This is a genomic window from Cellulophaga sp. BC115SP (assembly GCF_009905545.1).
Lineage (GTDB): Bacteria > Bacteroidota > Bacteroidia > Cytophagales > Spirosomataceae > Flectobacillus > Flectobacillus rivi.
Genome location: NZ_JAAALB010000004.1, coordinates 227,041 through 246,114, shown reverse-complemented (window position 1 = coordinate 246,114; position 19,074 = coordinate 227,041). Strand labels below are relative to the sequence as shown.

Annotated in this window: 21 protein-coding genes; 10 read left to right on the top strand and 11 right to left on the bottom strand. The window is 36.5% G+C overall.

Features of this window, described 5'->3' with window-relative positions:
• Positions 1-327 precede the first annotated feature (327 nt).
• The 4 genes from GVN22_RS05395 to GVN22_RS05380 all read right to left on the bottom strand — a co-directional run bounded on the left by GVN22_RS05395 (position 328) and on the right by GVN22_RS05380 (position 4,928).
• A complete protein-coding gene (locus tag GVN22_RS05395) occupies positions 328-1,689 on the bottom strand; it encodes a dipeptidase (RefSeq protein WP_166550023.1) in 1,362 nt (453 codons plus the stop codon).
• Between the two features lie 161 nt (positions 1,690-1,850).
• Positions 1,851-2,492 carry a glycerol-3-phosphate 1-O-acyltransferase PlsY gene (gene plsY, locus GVN22_RS05390; protein WP_166550022.1) on the bottom strand — a complete coding sequence of 214 codons (642 nt, stop codon included), beginning with the start codon at positions 2,490-2,492 and terminating at the stop codon, positions 1,851-1,853.
• A gap of 514 nt (positions 2,493-3,006) precedes the next feature.
• A complete protein-coding gene (locus tag GVN22_RS05385) occupies positions 3,007-3,789 on the bottom strand; it encodes a LytTR family DNA-binding domain-containing protein (protein ID WP_166550021.1) in 783 nt (260 codons plus the stop codon).
• A complete protein-coding gene (locus GVN22_RS05380; RefSeq protein ID WP_166550020.1) occupies positions 3,786-4,928 on the bottom strand; it encodes a sensor histidine kinase in 1,143 nt (380 codons plus the stop codon). Before GVN22_RS05380 ends, GVN22_RS05385 begins: the two co-directional genes overlap by 4 nt.
• A 175-nt stretch (positions 4,929-5,103) precedes the next feature.
• Here GVN22_RS05380 and GVN22_RS05375 point away from each other — a divergent pair, with 175 nt between their 5' ends.
• From GVN22_RS05375 to GVN22_RS05340, 8 genes are read left to right on the top strand one after another with little or no spacing between them, the layout of a single operon-like run.
• A complete protein-coding gene (locus GVN22_RS05375) occupies positions 5,104-5,289 on the top strand; it encodes a hypothetical protein (RefSeq protein ID WP_166550019.1) in 186 nt (61 codons plus the stop codon).
• A 58-nt stretch (positions 5,290-5,347) separates the two neighbouring features.
• Complete coding sequence (locus GVN22_RS05370; protein ID WP_166550018.1) at positions 5,348-5,533, top strand: hypothetical protein; 186 nt, start codon at positions 5,348-5,350, stop codon at positions 5,531-5,533.
• 58 nt (positions 5,534-5,591) lie between these two features.
• Complete coding sequence (locus GVN22_RS05365) at positions 5,592-5,777, top strand: hypothetical protein (protein ID WP_166550018.1); 186 nt, start codon at positions 5,592-5,594, stop codon at positions 5,775-5,777.
• Between the two features lie 58 nt (positions 5,778-5,835).
• Positions 5,836-6,021 carry a hypothetical protein gene (locus tag GVN22_RS05360; protein ID WP_166550017.1) on the top strand — a complete coding sequence of 62 codons (186 nt, stop codon included), beginning with the start codon at positions 5,836-5,838 and terminating at the stop codon, positions 6,019-6,021.
• 59 nt (positions 6,022-6,080) lie between these two features.
• Positions 6,081-6,266, top strand: coding sequence for a hypothetical protein (locus tag GVN22_RS05355; RefSeq protein ID WP_166550016.1), 186 nt, complete (start codon positions 6,081-6,083; stop codon positions 6,264-6,266).
• A gap of 58 nt (positions 6,267-6,324) precedes the next feature.
• Positions 6,325-6,510, top strand: a complete 186-nt coding sequence (locus GVN22_RS05350; protein WP_166550016.1) for a hypothetical protein — start codon at positions 6,325-6,327, stop codon at positions 6,508-6,510.
• Between the two features lie 59 nt (positions 6,511-6,569).
• On the top strand, positions 6,570-6,755 hold the full coding sequence (locus tag GVN22_RS05345) for a hypothetical protein (protein WP_166550015.1): 186 nt from the start codon (positions 6,570-6,572) through the stop codon (positions 6,753-6,755).
• A gap of 58 nt (positions 6,756-6,813) precedes the next feature.
• The gene (locus GVN22_RS05340) at positions 6,814-6,999 is read left to right on the top strand and encodes a hypothetical protein (protein ID WP_166550014.1); all 186 of its coding nucleotides are present in this window, start codon (positions 6,814-6,816) and stop codon (positions 6,997-6,999) included.
• A 482-nt stretch (positions 7,000-7,481) separates the two neighbouring features.
• On the opposite strand, the gene GVN22_RS05335 is transcribed toward GVN22_RS05340, so the two are convergent.
• The 6 genes from GVN22_RS05335 to GVN22_RS05310 all read right to left on the bottom strand — a co-directional run bounded on the left by GVN22_RS05335 (position 7,482) and on the right by GVN22_RS05310 (position 15,330).
• Complete coding sequence (locus GVN22_RS05335) at positions 7,482-10,040, bottom strand: DUF5686 and carboxypeptidase-like regulatory domain-containing protein (RefSeq protein ID WP_166550013.1); 2,559 nt, start codon at positions 10,038-10,040, stop codon at positions 7,482-7,484.
• A gap of 406 nt (positions 10,041-10,446) precedes the next feature.
• Complete coding sequence (locus GVN22_RS05330) at positions 10,447-11,028, bottom strand: non-canonical purine NTP diphosphatase (RefSeq protein ID WP_166550012.1); 582 nt, start codon at positions 11,026-11,028, stop codon at positions 10,447-10,449.
• 126 nt (positions 11,029-11,154) lie between these two features.
• The gene (locus GVN22_RS05325; RefSeq protein ID WP_166550011.1) at positions 11,155-12,045 is read right to left on the bottom strand and encodes an FKBP-type peptidyl-prolyl cis-trans isomerase; all 891 of its coding nucleotides are present in this window, start codon (positions 12,043-12,045) and stop codon (positions 11,155-11,157) included.
• 210 nt (positions 12,046-12,255) lie between these two features.
• Positions 12,256-13,128 (bottom strand): FKBP-type peptidyl-prolyl cis-trans isomerase, encoded by an 873-nt coding sequence (locus GVN22_RS05320; protein ID WP_166550010.1) that lies wholly within the window; start codon positions 13,126-13,128, stop codon positions 12,256-12,258.
• A gap of 282 nt (positions 13,129-13,410) precedes the next feature.
• The gene (locus tag GVN22_RS05315) at positions 13,411-14,274 is read right to left on the bottom strand and encodes an FKBP-type peptidyl-prolyl cis-trans isomerase (protein ID WP_166550009.1); all 864 of its coding nucleotides are present in this window, start codon (positions 14,272-14,274) and stop codon (positions 13,411-13,413) included.
• 33 nt (positions 14,275-14,307) lie between these two features.
• Entirely contained in the window at positions 14,308-15,330 is a 1,023-nt protein-coding gene (locus tag GVN22_RS05310) for a bifunctional oligoribonuclease/PAP phosphatase NrnA (RefSeq protein WP_166550008.1), read from the bottom strand.
• Positions 15,331-15,619: 289 nt separating this feature from the next.
• On the opposite strand from GVN22_RS05310, the gene GVN22_RS05305 reads away from it, so the two are divergent.
• A complete protein-coding gene (locus GVN22_RS05305) occupies positions 15,620-16,039 on the top strand; it encodes a nucleoside-diphosphate kinase (RefSeq protein ID WP_095161360.1) in 420 nt (139 codons plus the stop codon).
• A gap of 117 nt (positions 16,040-16,156) precedes the next feature.
• Complete coding sequence (locus GVN22_RS05300; protein ID WP_166550007.1) at positions 16,157-17,542, top strand: sodium:solute symporter family protein; 1,386 nt, start codon at positions 16,157-16,159, stop codon at positions 17,540-17,542.
• 98 nt (positions 17,543-17,640) lie between these two features.
• Here GVN22_RS05300 and ftsA read toward each other — a convergent pair whose 3' ends face one another.
• Complete coding sequence (gene ftsA, locus GVN22_RS05295; protein ID WP_166550006.1) at positions 17,641-19,011, bottom strand: cell division protein FtsA; 1,371 nt, start codon at positions 19,009-19,011, stop codon at positions 17,641-17,643.
• Between the last annotated feature and the right edge of the window lie 63 nt (positions 19,012-19,074).

Genomic DNA, 19,074 nt, shown 5'->3' with positions numbered 1-19,074 from the left:
TTTACAAAACAAAATATTGGGTCTGTTTCTTCTAGAAGGGTTTGAAATAGATTCCCACTCCTAAACCGCCATAGTATCGAATTGAGCGATATTGTACAAAGTGACAATTAAGTAATAGTACTGAATCATGAATGTAAATTTTAAATAAATTTATTTTACACCCAACATTGATTCAATCAATTTCTGCGCTATTACCTGCGTAAATTTAGTTTCTAGCTATCGAGTATCAACCCTTTGCCCAGAACTAAAAGTTTGTTTTCATCTATAAGAGCAAATCTTTTGTTTATGGGTAAACCTCCACAACAAAGCAAAGCCCTTGTAGGCTCATTACTGAGCCATTTCTGTGTAGTATTTAAAGAACAATGGAATTGTCTCTATTCCTTTATAAAAATTAAACAAGCCATAATGCTCATTTGGAGAGTGAATCGCATCCGAATCTAACCCAAAGCCCATCAATACCGTTTTCACTTGTAACTCTTTCTCAAATAAAGCCACAATTGGGATACTTCCTCCTCCACGTGTTGGAACAGGCTTTTTACCAAATGCTTCCTCCATTGCTTTGGCTGCTGCCAAATACTCAACCGAATTGGTTGGCGTTACATAAGGCTCTCCTCCATGGTGAGGACGAACTTTCACCTGTACACCAGCTGGAGCAATAGACTCAAAATGTTTGGTGAACAAAGCTGTAATTTTATCTGACTGTTGGTTTGGTACCAAACGCATTGAGATTTTGGCGTATGCTTTAGAAGGCAAAACTGTTTTGGCTCCTTCTCCAATATAACCGCCCCAAATACCATTTACATCAAGCGTTGGACGAATTGAGGCACGTTCGATAGTCGAATAACCTGTTTCGCCATATACATCATTAATATCTAAGTCTTCTTTGTAAGCATCCAAGTTGAATGGCGTTTGAGCCATTGCAGCGCGCTCTTCTGCTGTCAAATCGATCACATCATCGTAAAATGTAGGAATGGTAATATGATTATTTTCGTCATGCAACGAAGCAATCATTTTACTCAACACATTGATTGGGTTTGCTACGGCACCACCATATACACCAGAATGCAAATCACGGTTAGGTCCTGTTACTTCAACTTCAAGATAGCTCAATCCTCTCAAACCAACATCAATAGATGGCGTATCATTAGCAATAATAGCAGTATCCGAAATTAAGATTACATCTGCTTTCAATCTATCCTTATTTGCCGCCACAAAGATACCAAGGTTGTCCGAACCAATTTCTTCTTCGCCCTCAATCATAAATTTTACATTGCATGGCAAAGAATTTGTTGCCATCATAGCTTCGAAAGCTTTGATATGCATATAAAACTGCCCTTTGTCGTCACAAGCTCCACGAGCATAGATTTTACCATCCTTTACTACTGGCTCAAATGGAGGAGAATTCCACAATTCGTAAGGGTCAGCTGGTTGTACATCGTAGTGACCATATACCAACACCGTAGGAAGGGTTTCATCAATAATTTTTTGTCCAAAAACAATAGGATGGCCTGCCGTTTCGCATATCTCTACTAAATCAGCTCCTGCTGCCTGAATTTTTTCGGCTACAAATTCTGCTGCTTTACGTACATCCCCCTTAAATTTTGAATCGGCACTCACCGATGGAATTCTCAATAAATCAAGAAGTTCATTCAAAAACTTCTCTTTATTTTGCTCAATATAGCCTTGCATAGACGTTGATGATTGATTTCAAAAAAATACCTCCAACTACTTAGTAATTGGAGGTACAAATATAGTAAGTTATTATGGAGTTATCATTACGAGTTTGGTATCAACAGACGTCATAATCGTAAGGAAACATTAACATCAGAATTATATTACCAGTTAAAAGATTACTCTTTCTTTTTTCTTAGATAAATACGACTTTCTTGTCCTCTCATTAAGCGTACAATATTTTTACGATGTGTAATGACAATCATCCCAAAAAGCATAAATCCAAAGACAATTACCGATTCATTTTCTTTACCAAATGTACGTAACAATAAAAGCACAGGAAACGCTAATGATGCAATAATAGCCCCCAATGATACATAATGAAACGACATAAATACTACAAAGAAAATTACCATACATACTAAAGCAGCCTCAGGATGCACCGACATTACCATACCCAAGAGCGTTGCTACACCTTTGCCTCCCTTAAAATTTGAAAATACAGGAAAAATATGTCCAACTACAGCAGCAAAACCAAAAATTAACTTTAAAGTTTGGCATTCGTTCCATTCAACCATGTGACCATAATAAAGCATCAATGCCAACGAAGTAGAAATCCACCCCTTAATAGCATCAATCAACAACACGACAGTTCCTGCTCTTTTGCCTAACACCCTAAAAGTATTAGTAGCGCCAGCATTACCGCTTCCATGCTTGCGCACGTCGATTCCAAAATAAGCTTCGCCATACCAAATAGCCGTTGGGATGGAACCTAACAAATAGGCAAGTACTGTACAAACAACAACGAGTAGGGTTAACATTTTTTGCTAGTAGATTATTAAGTAAAAATCGGAATGTTGTAATAAAAGCAATGTCTAACATCTGGGTTCTCGAAACAAGAAGATTTTCTTTTGTGCATTTTGAGTAAAGATTTATCTCTAATTTTTACCATAAAAACACCGAATAACTTCTGTTCAACTGGAATTTCTAAGTTCATAACCTATTAGTTACTACTTACCTATCCGATTTCAAATTTTAGCACTTTTGTTGTATAATAAATTGCTCTCTAAACAAAAATAAATGAAACTTTATGCAAAACCTATTAAGCAATAAAAGTTCTTAGAATAATCCAACGGGTTCAAAATAAATACAAATTAAGTGGGAATTACATGAAAAAAGCTGTTTGTATTGCTACAAAACAGCTTTTCTAAGAACATGGATATTGAAACAAATAAATATCTTTAGGTTTAGCTATTGAGGTTTTCGAACAAAATTAAGTCCTTGATTTTGTGATTCTTCAGAAAAATCCTAGCAACAGGTATAACCGTGAAAACCTTAATTTGTCAATCGTTTATCAATCAAGGTAGCACTATCTTTATCTTTAAAGAAAATACTTCCTTCAATAACTTTTGTAAATTCTTCTGAATAAGTATCACCAATTGGAATACGCACTACTTTATCGAGTAACACTTCGTCACCCTCTATGCCTGTAATTTTTTCCATCGAAATAATATACGAGCGATGTACACGCATAAATCTGTCAGAAGGCAAACGTTTTTCTAAGTCTGACAATGTCAAATTCGTAGAAATACGTTCGTCTTTCATGTAAATAGAAGCATAATTTTTTTGTGCTTCCATGTACACTACATCTTTGAATAGCACTTTATGGAATTTTCCTTTTACATCTACCTTCACAAAAATGAATTCCTCTTTTTTGGCAGGCTGTGGCTCTGGAGCAGCAGCAGGTTTGGGCTCTTCAACCAAGGTCATGTGAAAAGGCATTTTGTTAACAGCCTTCAAAAATCTTTGGTATGAAAACGGCTTCACCAAATAGTCGAGTACTCCATATTCAAAACTTTTGAGTGCGTATTCTTGATAACCTGTAGTCATGATAAACTTCATACGACCATCAAAAAGACTCACCAAGTTCATGCCATTCATACGAGGCATTTGAATATCTGCAAATACCAAATCAACTTCTTTAGTCTGTAAAACACCCACCGCTTCCATGGGATTTGTGGTGGCCGCAACTAAGTTTAGAAATGGGGTATCGTTTATGTAATCTACCACAATATCCAAGGCAGATTGCTCATCATCTACTGCGACACAGTTAATCATATTCCGTTCGGGTTATAGTTAAAGTTTAAGGTAAAAAATACAGCATAATCATCCTTATCATCAATTATGCTCAATTCTTGAGCATCGCCATGAACAACCTTAAGGCGTTTTTTGATATTGTCGATACCAATACCTGTTTGACCTTTATCAGTGATAGGATTATCGTCCTTTCGTTTCAAGTTCCAGGTAGAGAACGTCAAAATATCATCTTCAAGAATCGCACGTATTTGTAGAGGACTCTCTGGGTCATGAAGCTCGCCGTGTTTAAAGCTATTTTCAACAATGGTAATCAATACCATTGGCATGATTCTAAAATAGCTGAAGTCACCTTGTTCTTCATAATCAATAAAGATATTATTATTAAAACGTTGCCTTTGTAGTTCGAGATATTGCTTGACAAAATCCAATTCCCCTTCTAAGTCGACGGTATCTTGCTGCATACGAGTACTGGTAGCATAGCGCATCATTTCGGCAAATGTCAGGATAATATTTCCTGCTTCTTTGGATGCACCACGTACTTTGCTGTACAGCATATTTAGGGTATTGTACAAAAAGTGAGGATTGATTTGCGCACGTAAAAATGCCATTTCGGCGAGAGTTTTCTCTTTTGCTAAAATAGCTAGTTCTGCGTCTTGTCTTGCAATTTCTGCATCTTTTTCCGCAATTGCAATTTCTTGATGAGCAATTTCTTTTTGCTGTTTAATCGACTTCAGAGCAAAGAAATAACCCACACTAAACATCACATAAGTATTGGCATTAAAGATAGTCAAAGATATCATTTGTGCTATTTTAGTCCCTATCGTGCTAAACAACCATGGCATCAAAATATACTCTATCCATGCTCTCCAGCCTAAATACAAACCAAGCAATATTAAAAATGACAGAATTAGCTGAAAAATTTTCGATTTTGAAAAAAAACGGGGCAAAACTAGTAGCGCAAGCCCATAAAACAGCATGGCATCGCCAATCCTATACACGACCGCCTGTAGAATAAACTTCGGTGTAATGGGCTCTCCATAAAAGAAATGAAGTAGTAAGCTAAAATAAATGGTGTACAAGACCCAAATCATCACATGCGTACTTACTTCCCTTGAAGCCCATGAAGTCCTTTTCTGTGTATCTGCTGTTCGATTCAACATAGAATTTTTTAGGATAATTAAAAAATTAAAATAGACAATCTTCCTATTCGGATTGATAATAAACGGATTAATCCGATAAAATAAATAGGCCAAAATCTTTTGAACAACTTTGTATCATCACTTCGCAAGAAGCTAATTACTAGACACATAACTTAATAAATAAAAGATTTTTGCCATGAAAAATATTACAACAAATAACAAGCTTTCTGTTGCTAAATCTACGGTTGCTAAATTCAATAACCAAGATAGCCTTAACCACAAAACGGCTTCGATCATCTCAAACTTCGGCGCTCAGTACACTGCTTCGATCATTTCGAATTTCAATGATAATGCGACCGCTTCAATTATCTCGAATTTCTAAGAATAGCCCTTTTATCTGTAACAACACAACATTCAAAAATTTATAAACTCGCATTGCCATGAAAACTATCACAACTAACAACAAGCTTTCTGTTTCTAAATCTACGGTTGCTAAATTCAACAACCAAGATAGCCTTAACCACAAAACGGCTTCGATTATCTCAAACTTCGGCGCTCAGTACACTGCTTCGATCATTTCGAATTTCAATGATAATGCGACCGCTTCAATTATCTCGAATTTCTAAGAATAGCCCTTTTATCTGTAACAACACAACATTCAAAAATTTATAAACTCGCATTGCCATGAAAACTATCACAACTAACAACAAGCTTTCTGTTTCTAAATCTACGGTTGCTAAATTCAACAACCAAGATAGCCTTAACCACAAAACGGCTTCGATTATCTCAAACTTCGGCGCTCAGTACACTGCTTCGATCATTTCGAATTTCAATGATAATGCTACCGCTTCGATTATCTCGAATTTCTAAGAATAGCCCTTTTATCAGATACTAACACAACATTCAAAAATTTAAAACTCTTATTGCCATGAAATCTATCACAACTAACAATAAACTTTCTGTTGCTAAATCTACGGTTGCTAAATTCAATAACCAAGATAGCCTTAACCATAAAACGGCTTCGATTATCTCAAACTTCGGCGCTCAGTACACTGCTTCAATCATTTCGAATTTTAATGATAATGCTACCGCTTCGATTATCTCGAATTTCTAAGAATAGCCCTTTTTATCAGATACTAACACAACATTCAAAAATTTAAAACTCTTATTGCCATGAAATCTATCACAACTAACAACAAGCTTTCTGTTTCTAAGTCTACTGTTGCTAAATTCAATAACCAAGATTCCCTTAACCATAAAACGGCTTCGATTATATCAAATTTCGGCGCTCAGTACACTGCTTCAATCATTTCGAATTTCAATGATAATGCGACCGCTTCGATTATCTCGAATTTCTAAGAATAGCCCTTTTTATCTGTAACAACACAACATTCAAAAATTTAAAACTCTTATTGCCATGAAATCTATCACAACTAACAACAAGCTTTCTGTTTCTAAGTCTACGGTTGCTAAATTCAATAACCAAGATTCCCTTAACCATAAAACGGCTTCGATTATCTCAAATTTCGGCGCTCAGTACACTGCTTCAATCATTTCGAATTTCAATGATAATGCTACCGCTTCGATTATCTCGAATTTCTAAGAATAGCCCTTTTTATCTGTAACAACACAACATTCAAAAATTTATAAACTCTCATTGCCATGAAAACTATCACAACTAACAACAAGCTTTCTGTTGCTAAATCTACGGTTGCTAAATTCAATAACCAAGATAGCCTTAACCATAAAACGGCTTCGATTATCTCAAACTTCGGCGCTCAGTACACCGCATCAATCATTTCGAATTTCAATGATAATGCTACTGCTTCGATTATCTCGAATTTCTAAGAATAGCCCTTTTATCTGTAACAACACAACATTCAAAAATTTATAAACTCTCATTGCCATGAAAACTATCACAACTAACAACAAGCTTTCTGTTGCTAAATCTACGGTTGCTAAATTCAACAACCAAGATACACTTAACCATAAAACGGCTTCGATTATCTCAAACTTCGGCGCTCAGTACACTGCATCAATCATTTCGAATTTCAATGATAATGCTACCGCTTCGATTATCTCTAATTTCTAAGCAGTTGTTTACTCTAATTATCAAAACAAAAAGAATCCTTAATTTGTAGACATTCGCAAAACCGCTCAAATGCGAAACTTAAAATTATAAATCTACAATAGTCTAAATTTCAAATCGCAAGTTTACATACGGTCAAAAGGTGCTTTTGACAATCAATCATCAAATTTTTTTAGTTAATGTCTTCGGCTTTAGGAGGCACATAGATGGCGATATGCAATAGAAATGAACCAGAGGAGAATCTCAGTAATTTTACATAATGGAAAATACTCAGTAATACGCATTGCTCAATACGTATATGCCTAAAGGTTCATTTCTTATCTATGATTAACTGCGCTGAAACACACTTTTTGTACAAAGTAAATACCTTATCGCAAAAAAACTATCTTCCTCAAAGACATTTTCGATGTCTGACAAGGTATAACAGAACAAGGGACTTAATAAAAAACTCCTATCAAACATTACGTTCAATAGGAGCTGATAACTTAGAATGAAAAATGTACTGATCCTTTTATGGTAAATTTATCTGGTAATTTACCCGATGGAGACAAGTGGTCTAAGTAAGTGAGGCGATGAAATGCCTGAATTCTAAATATTTTAAAGATATTATCAATCCCATAACCAACCTCCACAAACGGAATATTTGGATCTAAGCTTGAAAAATTAAACCTTGATTCAAGCATATTAGAAGGATGTCGAGGATTAAATATTGGCATTGCATCATCCATCAATTGCTGATTTCCTTGTTTTTGGCTACCGTACAATATATTGGCTGTTGCCAAAAGACGCCATTTCAATTGACGAATTGCAGGAATTCTATTGAATAATAATCCTTCGAAATTGTGGTTGTATTGCACAGAAACAAACTTATCACTCACAAATTCAAAATAGTGCATTGTATTAAATGCTGCTCTATTAAAGAATAGCGTTTGGTTTCCTAAGTGTGGATACAATAATGGAGCAGGCAAACTAGATGGTGTATAGCCAGCTTGTAACAAATAAGACGAACGACCAAGTGTACCTAATCTAAATGTTTGATACACTTTTGCTGTAAATTTGTGATAGTCAAAATCGCCATTCAAAAATCCTTTCAAGCCTCGTTGATACGTAAGCGTAACCACAGGAACGCGTTTAGTATCGAGTGTGATTCGTTCGTTGCCATCCATGATATAAGTTTCATTTTTAGCAAAACGAGCTTCTAATGTCAAAAAAGTATCATCATAGTAATCTCTTGATGGAGACAGTTGATTCATTTCGGGATTAGTACGATACTTGAATGCAAACAAAGGATCAAAATTTCGTTGAATCAAAGACGCCGTTAAAGTAATTCCTTTTGTTGGCTCTGTTTTAATGAATGCTTCATTTTCTCGACGATAAAACGCTCCAGAATATAATCCCCAGCGCGTAAAAGCATAGAAGATTTTATTGTCTGAAATCAATTCAGGTGTTAAGCCTATGCGTTCTAAGTCATAGGTATGTTTAAATCCTGCAACGGTCCAGTGTCTTCTAGACAAAATATAGTTGGCTTCCGCACCATATTTCATCTTCAAATCTCGTGTTCCAATTCCTGCAAAACCTCTAAAGACCCAGTGCTTACTAAATGCTGCATTCGTTCTAAAACCCATTCTTAAGCGCATTCCTTCAATTCGGTTGAAAGCAATAGAATACAAATATGGGCCAATTTCGATACCATCGAAGCGCTTGTAACCACTTGCAACAATCTCTGCAATCTCTACATATGTGCGTACGATAGGCACATTACGTACGGTATCTATCAACCTAGACGCTAATACGTCTTGAGCGCTAAAAGGCTCATGACGGGCTTGTTCCCAAAATTTAGGGTCAGTTTCTTTTGAATCCTCGGCTACCTCGACAGGAATATCGTAAAACGCTAGAGGCTTTGGTTGATTAATCACAAAGTCTTTGTTGGAGATATACATTTTCAAAAGCATACCAGCCGAATTCTTTGAAATTTCAGCAATATCAATCAAAAAACGTGTTTTGGCAGGAAGCCACGCTCCTTCAGAAGTTTGTGTTAACTCTTGAGAAATTTTAATCTTATCAATAAAGTTGATATTGGCTTCTTTGCCTACAGTAGCGTCTATCTGAACCAAGGCATAAGTAGTGGTATCGATATAAGCTTTTCCGATAAACACCAAATCTTTATCGTTTTTTGGATCGAACTCCATACCATAGCAGATATGTCCATCTATATCGGTGGTATCTGACAAATACCATTTATAGGTACCTTTCCAGTTTTCACCAATTGGCGAAATAATATCTTTTCCTAAAAATGCGACGTAGTTATTATAAAAGTTATAGTTGGCAAAAAGGTTTCCTCCAACTAATTGCGACACAAATCCTCCTTCTTTGACACCAACTCCTTTTACGTTGTTTTTAAGCACCATTTCTTTTTTGCGAGAAGGGCTTTCACGGTAGTAATATTTAGAAACTGTTTCTGAAATAAACGTTGGAATAACCGCCTTTCCATCTTCGCCTGCCATTTTTTCAAATTTGTCAATGGCACCTTGGATTTGCTTCATAACCTTTCTCTTCTTGAACTTTTCTGAAATATTATCTACATCAAGTTCCATTTTTGAATAGGAATCATACTCGTAGGCACTTAAGCGCTTACGGTCATTTTTATCACTATTTTCACGAAGTTTACGAAGAATTTTAAAGGCAGGATTTTCTCCAGAATAAACAATTACTTCATCTAGGGACTTGGCTTCGCCCGCTAACTGAAAATCAATAGTTTGATTTGCTGACTTTTTATCAATGGCTTTGGTACGAGTTTTATAGCCTACTGTACTTACATAGAGAGAATCGCCGAGTTCTTTTGCACGAATAGTAAAAATACCCTCAAAGTTGGTTTGAGCACCTATATTTTTACCTTTGATACCGACTGTAGCAAAAGGAAGCGGATCACCATTTTTTGCATCTGTAACTCTACCTTTTATAACGAATTGTGCTTTTGTAGTTAGGGTTGTTAAGATAATAATGGTTAAAATTTTTGTGAATAAAAAGAGGTTTTTAGTGCACATGTATAAGACAAGTGATTTTGATTCCAACATTTCTCGGATAAAACTTAAATGGCGATAATGTTTTAAATCTGTGATTAGATATTTTGTAAACGGAAAACTAAATAGTTGGCTGTCTAAGCCATTAATTTAAAGAGATTTTTTATTCAAATTTGGAAAAAGAAACTTAAAAATACAATTTATTAGTATGACAATTAAAAGACACTATTCCCTCTAACTTACTGAAGATAAGTCTATAATCTTGTATAGCAAATCTTCATTCCTTTTATGTGCCGTACATTGAATATGTACGAAGAAAAAGTTATAACTGGTTGCTTACGAGCGTAGAATATTTTTGAGGATGCAATTCTGTTAATTAAACATTGAGGTTATTTTTTATTTCAAATCAAAAAGAAGTTTTCACTCTTCTCTAAATTTCTTTCAAGAATTGGACTAATTTTTGAAAGGCTCGTCCTCGGTGAGACATACTGGCTTTTTGTTCCATCGTCATCTCTGCAAATGTTTGTTCATAACCATCTGGCACAAATATAGGGTCATAACCAAAACCGCCTTCGCCTCTTAATTCATCAATTATTTGTCCTTCTACTATACCATCAAATTGGTGAATTACGCCATCTAATATCAAAGTAATGACAGTTCTAAATCTTGCTTTACGACTTGCTTTATCTTTCAAATTGGTCAAAAGCAACGCTATATTATCGGTATTACTACGATGAGCTCCTGCATAACGGGCAGAATATACCCCTGGCTCACCATTGAGCGCTTCCACTTCCAAACCTGTATCGTCTGCAAAACAGTTAATATTGTTATAATTATCAAAAAGGTATTGAGCTTTTTGTAGGGAATTGGCTTCTAGGGTATTACCTGTTTCGGGTAACTCTTCTTTACATCCTGTAGCTTCAAGAGAGATAAGTTCGAACTGCTCGCCGAGCATGGCTTGAATTTCTTGCAACTTATGAGCATTGTTCGTTGCAAAACATAACTTTTTCATAATAATCATTCAAATTTTAGTTTCGGGCTACACCTTTCATATCAAAGCCTTCCTCTGTTAAGAAGAAGGCTTTGATATTTTCTGTAAAACTACAAAGAAAACAGTTGAGTATTACCCTGACTGTCATTATTTTACTGACACTACCTCTACTTCAAATTGTAATGAAGCATAAGGAGGTATCACATATACACCAGTAGTTTGGTTGACACTACCACCACTTGAATACCCAATATTTGAAGGAAAGATAAACACTGCTTTTTCTCCAACTTTCATTCTTGCAACGCCTTCTTCAAATCCTCTAATTGTAAGATTTGCGCCAACGGTAAAATCCATCGTATTTGCGTCAAATTGAGCATCATAATAGAGTTTGTTATTGGCATCCACTTTTCTCATTTCAAAAAGTAACTTTCCAGTATACTTTAATGAAACTTTTTTGCCTGATGTTAAAGACTCCCCACTAGGATTAGCACTTGTTATTGCAAATCGTAAATCAGTAGAGGTTTTAGTAAATGACAATTGAGGATATTTCGTTGCGATATACTTATCAATATTCTCATTTTCGGTAAGCGTATTCAACAACTCAATCTCAATAATCACAGGATCGCCATTGCTTTGAAGTTGAGGAAAAATAAATTTACCTTTATCTCCTACACGCATTATACTCAATGGATAATTGAATACACTGTTATAGGCTCCAAAAATATAATCATAAGCAATTTTCTGATTAACTCTTGAACTATCAACAATAGTACCTGCAAGATTTTTAATCACGAAGTTAATCGATGACAAATCACCTACTACAGGAACACGACCCGATGGGTTTGAGTTATTGATTTGAAAATAAAAGCCTGAACTATGTTGTTGTACAGCAAGATTATTGTCAGTGATATATTTCTTTACTGCTGCTTCATTTTGTTTGAGTTTCTCTGTTGCAGCTGGGTCAGGATCGCCATTACTCATACAAGAAGTCATCAAAAATGCATAACCAATCGTTAATAACCAGAAGAGTTTTTTCATAATAAATACAATAATTGGGGTTTAAAATTGCGAATGTTACGCTTTCGCATACATCTGCTTTCAAAAATAAAGAGTTAGATGTTAGAGCATCTTATCCCAAAGACTCCAAAGCTGGCAAAATGGTTGTATTCAAATGACCATTCCTTACAACTTTATCTCTTTGAAAGGATTACTTACTCTAATTTCTAACTCTTTAGATAATATTTACTATTAATTATCGCTTACAGCAATTACTTGTACATCAAAAATCAATGGTGATTCCCCTGGAATCTTTGGTAACGAACCTGTTGTGCCATAACCAATAGATGATGGGAAAATTAGGGTTGCTTTTTCTCCTACTTTCATCAACTCTACCCCTCTTTGGAAACCAGTAATAGCTGATGACCCACCGATGGTAATTTTGAAGGTATCGGTTTTTGCAACGTTTGAATCAAAGATAAATCCATTCAATAGCTTTCCTGTATATTTAACTTTGGCAATTTTACCACTTGCCATATAGTCTCCTGTTCCATCTTGAGTACGGATATAACGTAAGCCATTACTGTATTTTGCAGTCACAGTGATCTTATTCGCTAAGATATAGTTATCAATATAAGCCGCTTCACTGTAGGTTTTAAACCATTTTACATCTAAGCGAATCGGTGAGTTTGCAGGTAGATTTGGAAACGTTTGTGACCCCAATGCTTGAGTAGATGGAATAATAAATGACCCTTGTTGGCTCTCGTGCAACAAAGGAAGCGTTTTCACAAAAATACTAGTACTATTACCATAAATAAACTGGAATGGTTTTCCTGTAACTGAGCTATCGATTTTCACTCCATCCAATCTTGAAATAGTGTATTGTACTCTTACAGTATCACCAGCCGTCATAACACGTCCGCTAGTATCACCCACAGCTGTATAGTAAATACCGTTTGTTGCTTTGGTAAATGATAGTGACTGTGAACTTAAATATGTCTGAATTTTGGTTTCGTTCTGTTTTACGATTTCGTCATTTTCTAAGACGATTGTCGATAAGCATGAACTCAATAGCACTACAATCGCAAACAGCCCCAACACATATAAACTTTTGATGTTTTTCATCTTTGATGATAATTACAGATTGTTAGATTAAAAATTAGCTTGGAATATCTTTAACTGAAAACTCCTAAACATAAAGTATTCACTTTACTGGAATAGACAGTCTTTCATAGTGTAAAATAACGACAAGCATTTGTGGAATAGTGCTACTTGGCTGTTAAAAACTGTTAAAATTAGCAGTTTTGCACTTTAGAATGAAGGGATTTCCAAAAACAGACAAAAGTGTAAGATGTATCCGAGAATACCGCCTACACTTTTATCGCGTAATTACTTACAACCTTGATATTATTTTGACGCTGTGAAATCAATTACTTCAACCTCGAATACCAAAGCAGAGTTGCCTGGGATTGGGCCTTGTCCTTGCTCGCCATAACCGATTGCTGGAGGGATCACGAATGTTGCTTTTCCACCTTTTTTCATCAATGTCAATGCTTCGTTAAATCCTGGAATCATTTGTCCGATTGGCATATCAATTGGTTGTTTGCTTTGGTCAAATACTTTACCATCCAAGAATTTACCAACATACATACACTTACAAACGTCTCCTTTTTTAGGACTAGCGCCAGTACCTTCAGTTGTGATTGAGTAGTATAAGCCTGAAGCAGTAGTTTTGAATGTTTTTCCAGATTTTGCGATATAATCTTGAATCAATTTTGGAAGTTCTGTCTTGCGTGCTTCAGCAGCTTGCTTTTCTTTTTGAGCATTAGCAGCCATTTCTTTATCAAAATCAGCACGAGTTTGTACTTTCAAGATTTTAACAGAATATTTCAAATCTGTTCCTTTTTTGATAAATGGAGGCAATTGTTGTGCACCTTTTGACAATGAATCTACTGGTACATAAATTGTTGCACTGTCACCCTGAGCAAGTAATCTCAAACCATCTTCGAAGCTACCTTTAAAGCCTGATGCACCTGCTGGCTGAACCATAGCACGTGCTGGGTTTGCTTCAGTTGACTCTTGTAACAATGAATCTGCGCTATTATAGATTTTGGCAGTAAAAGTGATGATATCGCCATCTTTTAATTTCTTCGCCTTGTCGTCATGGTTGTGAATTTGAATCTTCACATTTTCGATTACCTCTACACGATTTTTGTTACATGCAACTACTAAGCTAGCAGCAGCCATAACCATGGTAAGTTTTTTAAGCATTTTTCTGATTATTGTAAAAAATTGATTTTAATTCTATTCTACTTTTAATAATTCCTCTTGATACTCTGGTAAAATTGAGAGTAATTTAGCCACCGTGCCTTCAACACCTAATCCTGTTGTTTTTCCTCCTGCGGCATTTTTATGACCTCCTCCATTGAAATATTTAGATGCCAAGCCATTTACTGCAAATTGCTCTACAGAACGGAACGACATTTTTACGGCTTCTGGACGATCTACGATAATGACAGACATGACAATGCCTTCTACCTGTAATCCATAATTAACAATACCCTCAGTATCACCCGTTTGAGAATTGTATCTTTTAAGCTCCTCAGCGGTAAGTACAAAATATACAACTCGATATTTAGGCAATACCACCATTTTTTCGGACAATACAAATCCTAAAAACTTCAGACGCTCTACCGAGGTACTATCATAGATACGACGATGTACCAAATTGGTGTTGACACCCAATTCCATAATATCAGCCGCAATACGATGTACTTCTGGTGTTGTACTAGGATGTCTAAATGAACCTGTATCGGTCATGATACCAGCATACAAACTTTCACCGATTGGAATATCGATGAGGCTTTTATCACCCAACAACACAATCAGTTGATAAATCAACTGTGCTGTTGCCGAAGCTTTTGTGTCATGGTATACAAAAGTAGCAAAGCTTTCAGGATTGATGTGATGGTCTATCATCACTTTGGTAGCTTTTGCTTTTTCTACATATTCGGCCATTGCTTCAATGCGACCTAATGCAGAAAAGTCAAGGCAAAAGATTAAGTCTGCCTCGTTTATATATTTTATGGCTTGCTTTTGAGCTTTTGAGTCTTCAAAGTTAAGAACCTCATCATTTCCCTGCATCCAATTCAAGAACCTAGGATAATCAGATGGAGTGATTACCTGTACTTGATGACCTTTTTTCTTGAGATAACCTGCCAAGCCGAGCGACGAACCTAAAGCGTCGGCGTCTGGCTTGTAGTGAGTGGTAATCACAATCCTTTGTGGGGTAGCGATTATCTCACGAAAGGCTTCGAAGTTTTGCATTCTATTAGTGATTTCTCCTAAAAGAGTTTTATTTTAAGTTAATTAGCCCACAAAGTTAGAGAATAGTTTACAGTTTATGATTTATCACTTGGAGATTTTTGAAATATTCGAGTGATTTAGCCTTAAAATTGCTATATTAGTTAGGTAATCATTTGAAAATCAAGCAAAGAGTATATCAAGCATGCAAAACCGTATAGTTATTTCTTTGAATGGTAAATAGAATATCCTTGGAACTTGATATAATCAGATATAATTTTGTATTAAACAAAAATCATATAATACCCATTTTATGGCTACTAACAGAACCTTTACAATGATTAAGCCAGATGCTGTAGCAGATGGCAACTCAGGTGCAATTATCAAAATGATTGAGGAAGCAGGCTTCAAGGTTATTGCAATGAAAAAAACATTGTTGACTCCAGCTCAGGCGGGCAAATTCTATGAAGTACACGCTGAGAGACCGTTCTACGCTGATCTTTGCGAATACATGTCTTCTGGCCCTATCGTACCAATGATTCTTGAAAAAGAAAATGCTGTTCTTGATTTCAGAACGCTTATTGGTGCTACTGACCCAGCTAAAGCTGACGAAGGTACTATTCGTAAAATCTTCGCAAAGTCTTTGAGTGCAAACGCCATTCATGGTTCTGATTCAGACGAAAATGCAGCTATTGAAGGTGCATTTTTCTTCGCAACTACTGAGCAATACTAGGCTATTGTTAAGTAACACTTCAGATGCAACATTAATCACAGAAGCTGTCTTACCGACAGCTTCTGTTTTTTAAGGCTTTTTGATTAAATATTATCGTATTTACCTCAATTCCGACACATGCTCCTTTTCTTTATCCTTGGGTATTTATCACTGAATCTTTTGGTAGGCTGGTGGGCTTCAAGTAAAATATCGAGTACCGAAGATTTTGTACTTGCAGGACGTGGTTTATCCTTTGGACTTTCGTCGATGGTTACTTTTGCTACTTGGTTTGGCTCTGAAACTATGATGGGAGCTCCCGCAGAGTTTATTGAAAACGGTATTTTAGGTGTTATTGAAGAGCCTTTTGGTGCAGCCCTGTGTTTGATTTTGGTAGGTCTATTTTATGCAAAAATCTTCTACAATCTGAACATTCTCACTTTTTGTGATTATTTCAAATTACGATACGGAGTTGCCGCTGAATATGTATCGGCTTTCTTAATGGTTCCTTCTTATTTTGGTTGGATTGCTGCTCAGCTTATTGCGATGGGAACGGTTTTGGAGGTTGTAGTCGGGTGGCCTTTGTATATGGGGATATTAATCAGTGCGCTTTTGGTAATGGTTTATACGCTAATGGGCGGAATGTGGTCGGTGTCAGTAACTGATTTTTTCCACAACATTTTGTTGATTATTGGGTTAATCATTCTCACAGCAATTATGCTTGATAAAACAGGTGGGCTTCAGCCTGTGATAGCTTCTACGCCACAAGATTTTTTTAGGGTAGTCCCCAAACGATTTACCTTACTCGAATCAGCGTCTTATCTGACAGCTTGGATTACAGTTGGGTTAGGCTCTATTCCACAACAAGATATTTTTCAAAGAGTTATGGCCTCCAAAGATGCCAAGACAGCTGTTCGCTCCTCGGTTACAGCAGGTTTTCTCTATTTGTCTGTGGCTATGTTACCCTTGTTTATTGCCTTAATGGCAAAATACCTTCATCCTGAACTTTTGCAGCAAGATGCCCGCATGATTATACCTAACATGGTCATGGAGCACACCAATACATTTGTACAAATCCTATTTTTTGGCGCATTGATTTCGGCGGTATTGAGTACCACAAGTGGTGCTATATTAGCTCCCGCATCAGTAATAGGCGAAAATATTATTAAACCCCTTTACCCTAAACTAACAGACCGTCAATTGCTCTTTGTGATTCGATGCGCTATAGTTGTGGTGACTCTGGCGAGTATATGGATGGCAACCTCAAGACAAAATATCTTTGAGTTAGTTGGCGAATCCTCAGCTTTTAGCCTTGTATCACTTTTTGTACCCTTGACCGTAGGATTGTATTGGAAAAAAGCAAATACGATTGGCTGTATTGCCTCAATGATACTAGGATTTGGTTCTTGGTTTATTTGCAATTTTGTGTGGAAAACGGAGTTTCCTGCTTCCCTAATCGGGCTTATTGTCAGCTGGATTGCCATTTATGTCGGGTCGTATATTCCAATTAAGTCCTTGAGATCTTAATTGGAATAATACTTCGACATACGATGTTGGCCATCAGATGTGAAGGTTTCAGAAATTTTATTTGTAAGGATTTTATAAAATATCAAAAATCAATCTGACTAATACTTATCGTCTTCGCCCAAATCATCACCTAGAAGACCTTTTCCGAATTTTTTGAGACCATCTAGCCATGAGCCTTGTTTCTTAGCTTGCTTTTGCTCTCTTTCTTTTTCTGGCTCACGTTTTCTTGGCGTATTAGGTGTCACAGCTACTGGTGGCACAATTTTAGGCTCCGTTTTACGCAATACTTTGTAACTATCTTCACGTTCGTCAATCGAACGAAGTCCGTTCCAAACAAGCCCTACAGCCGTCGCAAAAGAAGGATTTTTCACTTCTTCAGAGATGGTACGTCCTAGATTTTCGTTTGGATAGCCTAGTCTAACATCACGTCCTGTTACCTTTTCAAACAACTCGCAGATATTTGGCGTTTGTACAGAACCTCCCGTAAGAACGATTCCACATGACAAACGATTGCCGAAGCCAGAACGACTAATTTCGGCAACAACAAGTGCGGCAATTTCTTTCAAACGCTCCTCAATAATAATAGACAAGTTTTTAACCGAAACGACTTTCGGTTTACGTCCGTTGATACCAGGGATTGAAATCGTTTCTTCGAAAGGAACTTGAGAAGCCAAAGCATTGCCAAATCGTACTTTTAGGACTTCTGCATGTTCATTAGAAACATTACACCCTTGCTCAACGTCGGCAGTAATGATGTCGCCAGCATAAGGTAACACCGAAATATAACGAACGATATTTTTATAGAAAATAGCAATTTCAGTAGTACCACTACCTATGTCTACCAACGCTACTCCACTTTTCTTTTCTTGCTCTGAAAGTACTGCCAATGATGCCGCCAACGGAGAAAATACCAAACCACCTTCGATTTCCATTTTCTCTTTTGCACGCTCGATACAGCGCTTAGTTTTGTCCAAAGCCAGTGTAGGAGATGTAATCATTAGAAAATCTCCTTGTAACTTCAAACCACTAATACCTACAGGCTCTTGGATACCTGTACTAGAGTCTACCACGTATTCTTGTGGTAAAGTATGTACGATTGAGTTACCTTGAGAAATGAAGGTACGCTCTGCATCACTAGCCACTTGGTCCACGTCGGTTACTGTAACCTCCTCACCTGAGGTGTTACGAGTAATCATGGCCTTGTGTTTAATTCCTGCAATATTTGGACCTGCAACACTTGCAATAACTCCACGGATATCGATATTAGCTTGTTGCTCAACTTGCATAATCGCATTGCGAACGGCGTCGATTGTTTTGTTGACGTTCAAAACAACACCCTTCGAAACTTGACCAGTAGTATCACCTTTGCCCAAGCCTAGTATCTCTAACTTTCCCATGTTATCGAGTCTACCAGCCACAACGCTTACTTGCTTGCTACCTATGTCCAATCCAACAATTATCTCACTCATGCGATTTAGAAGTTTTAGTGATCCTTCAGTCAATAAACCCCGATATAAATGTAATAGCAAAAA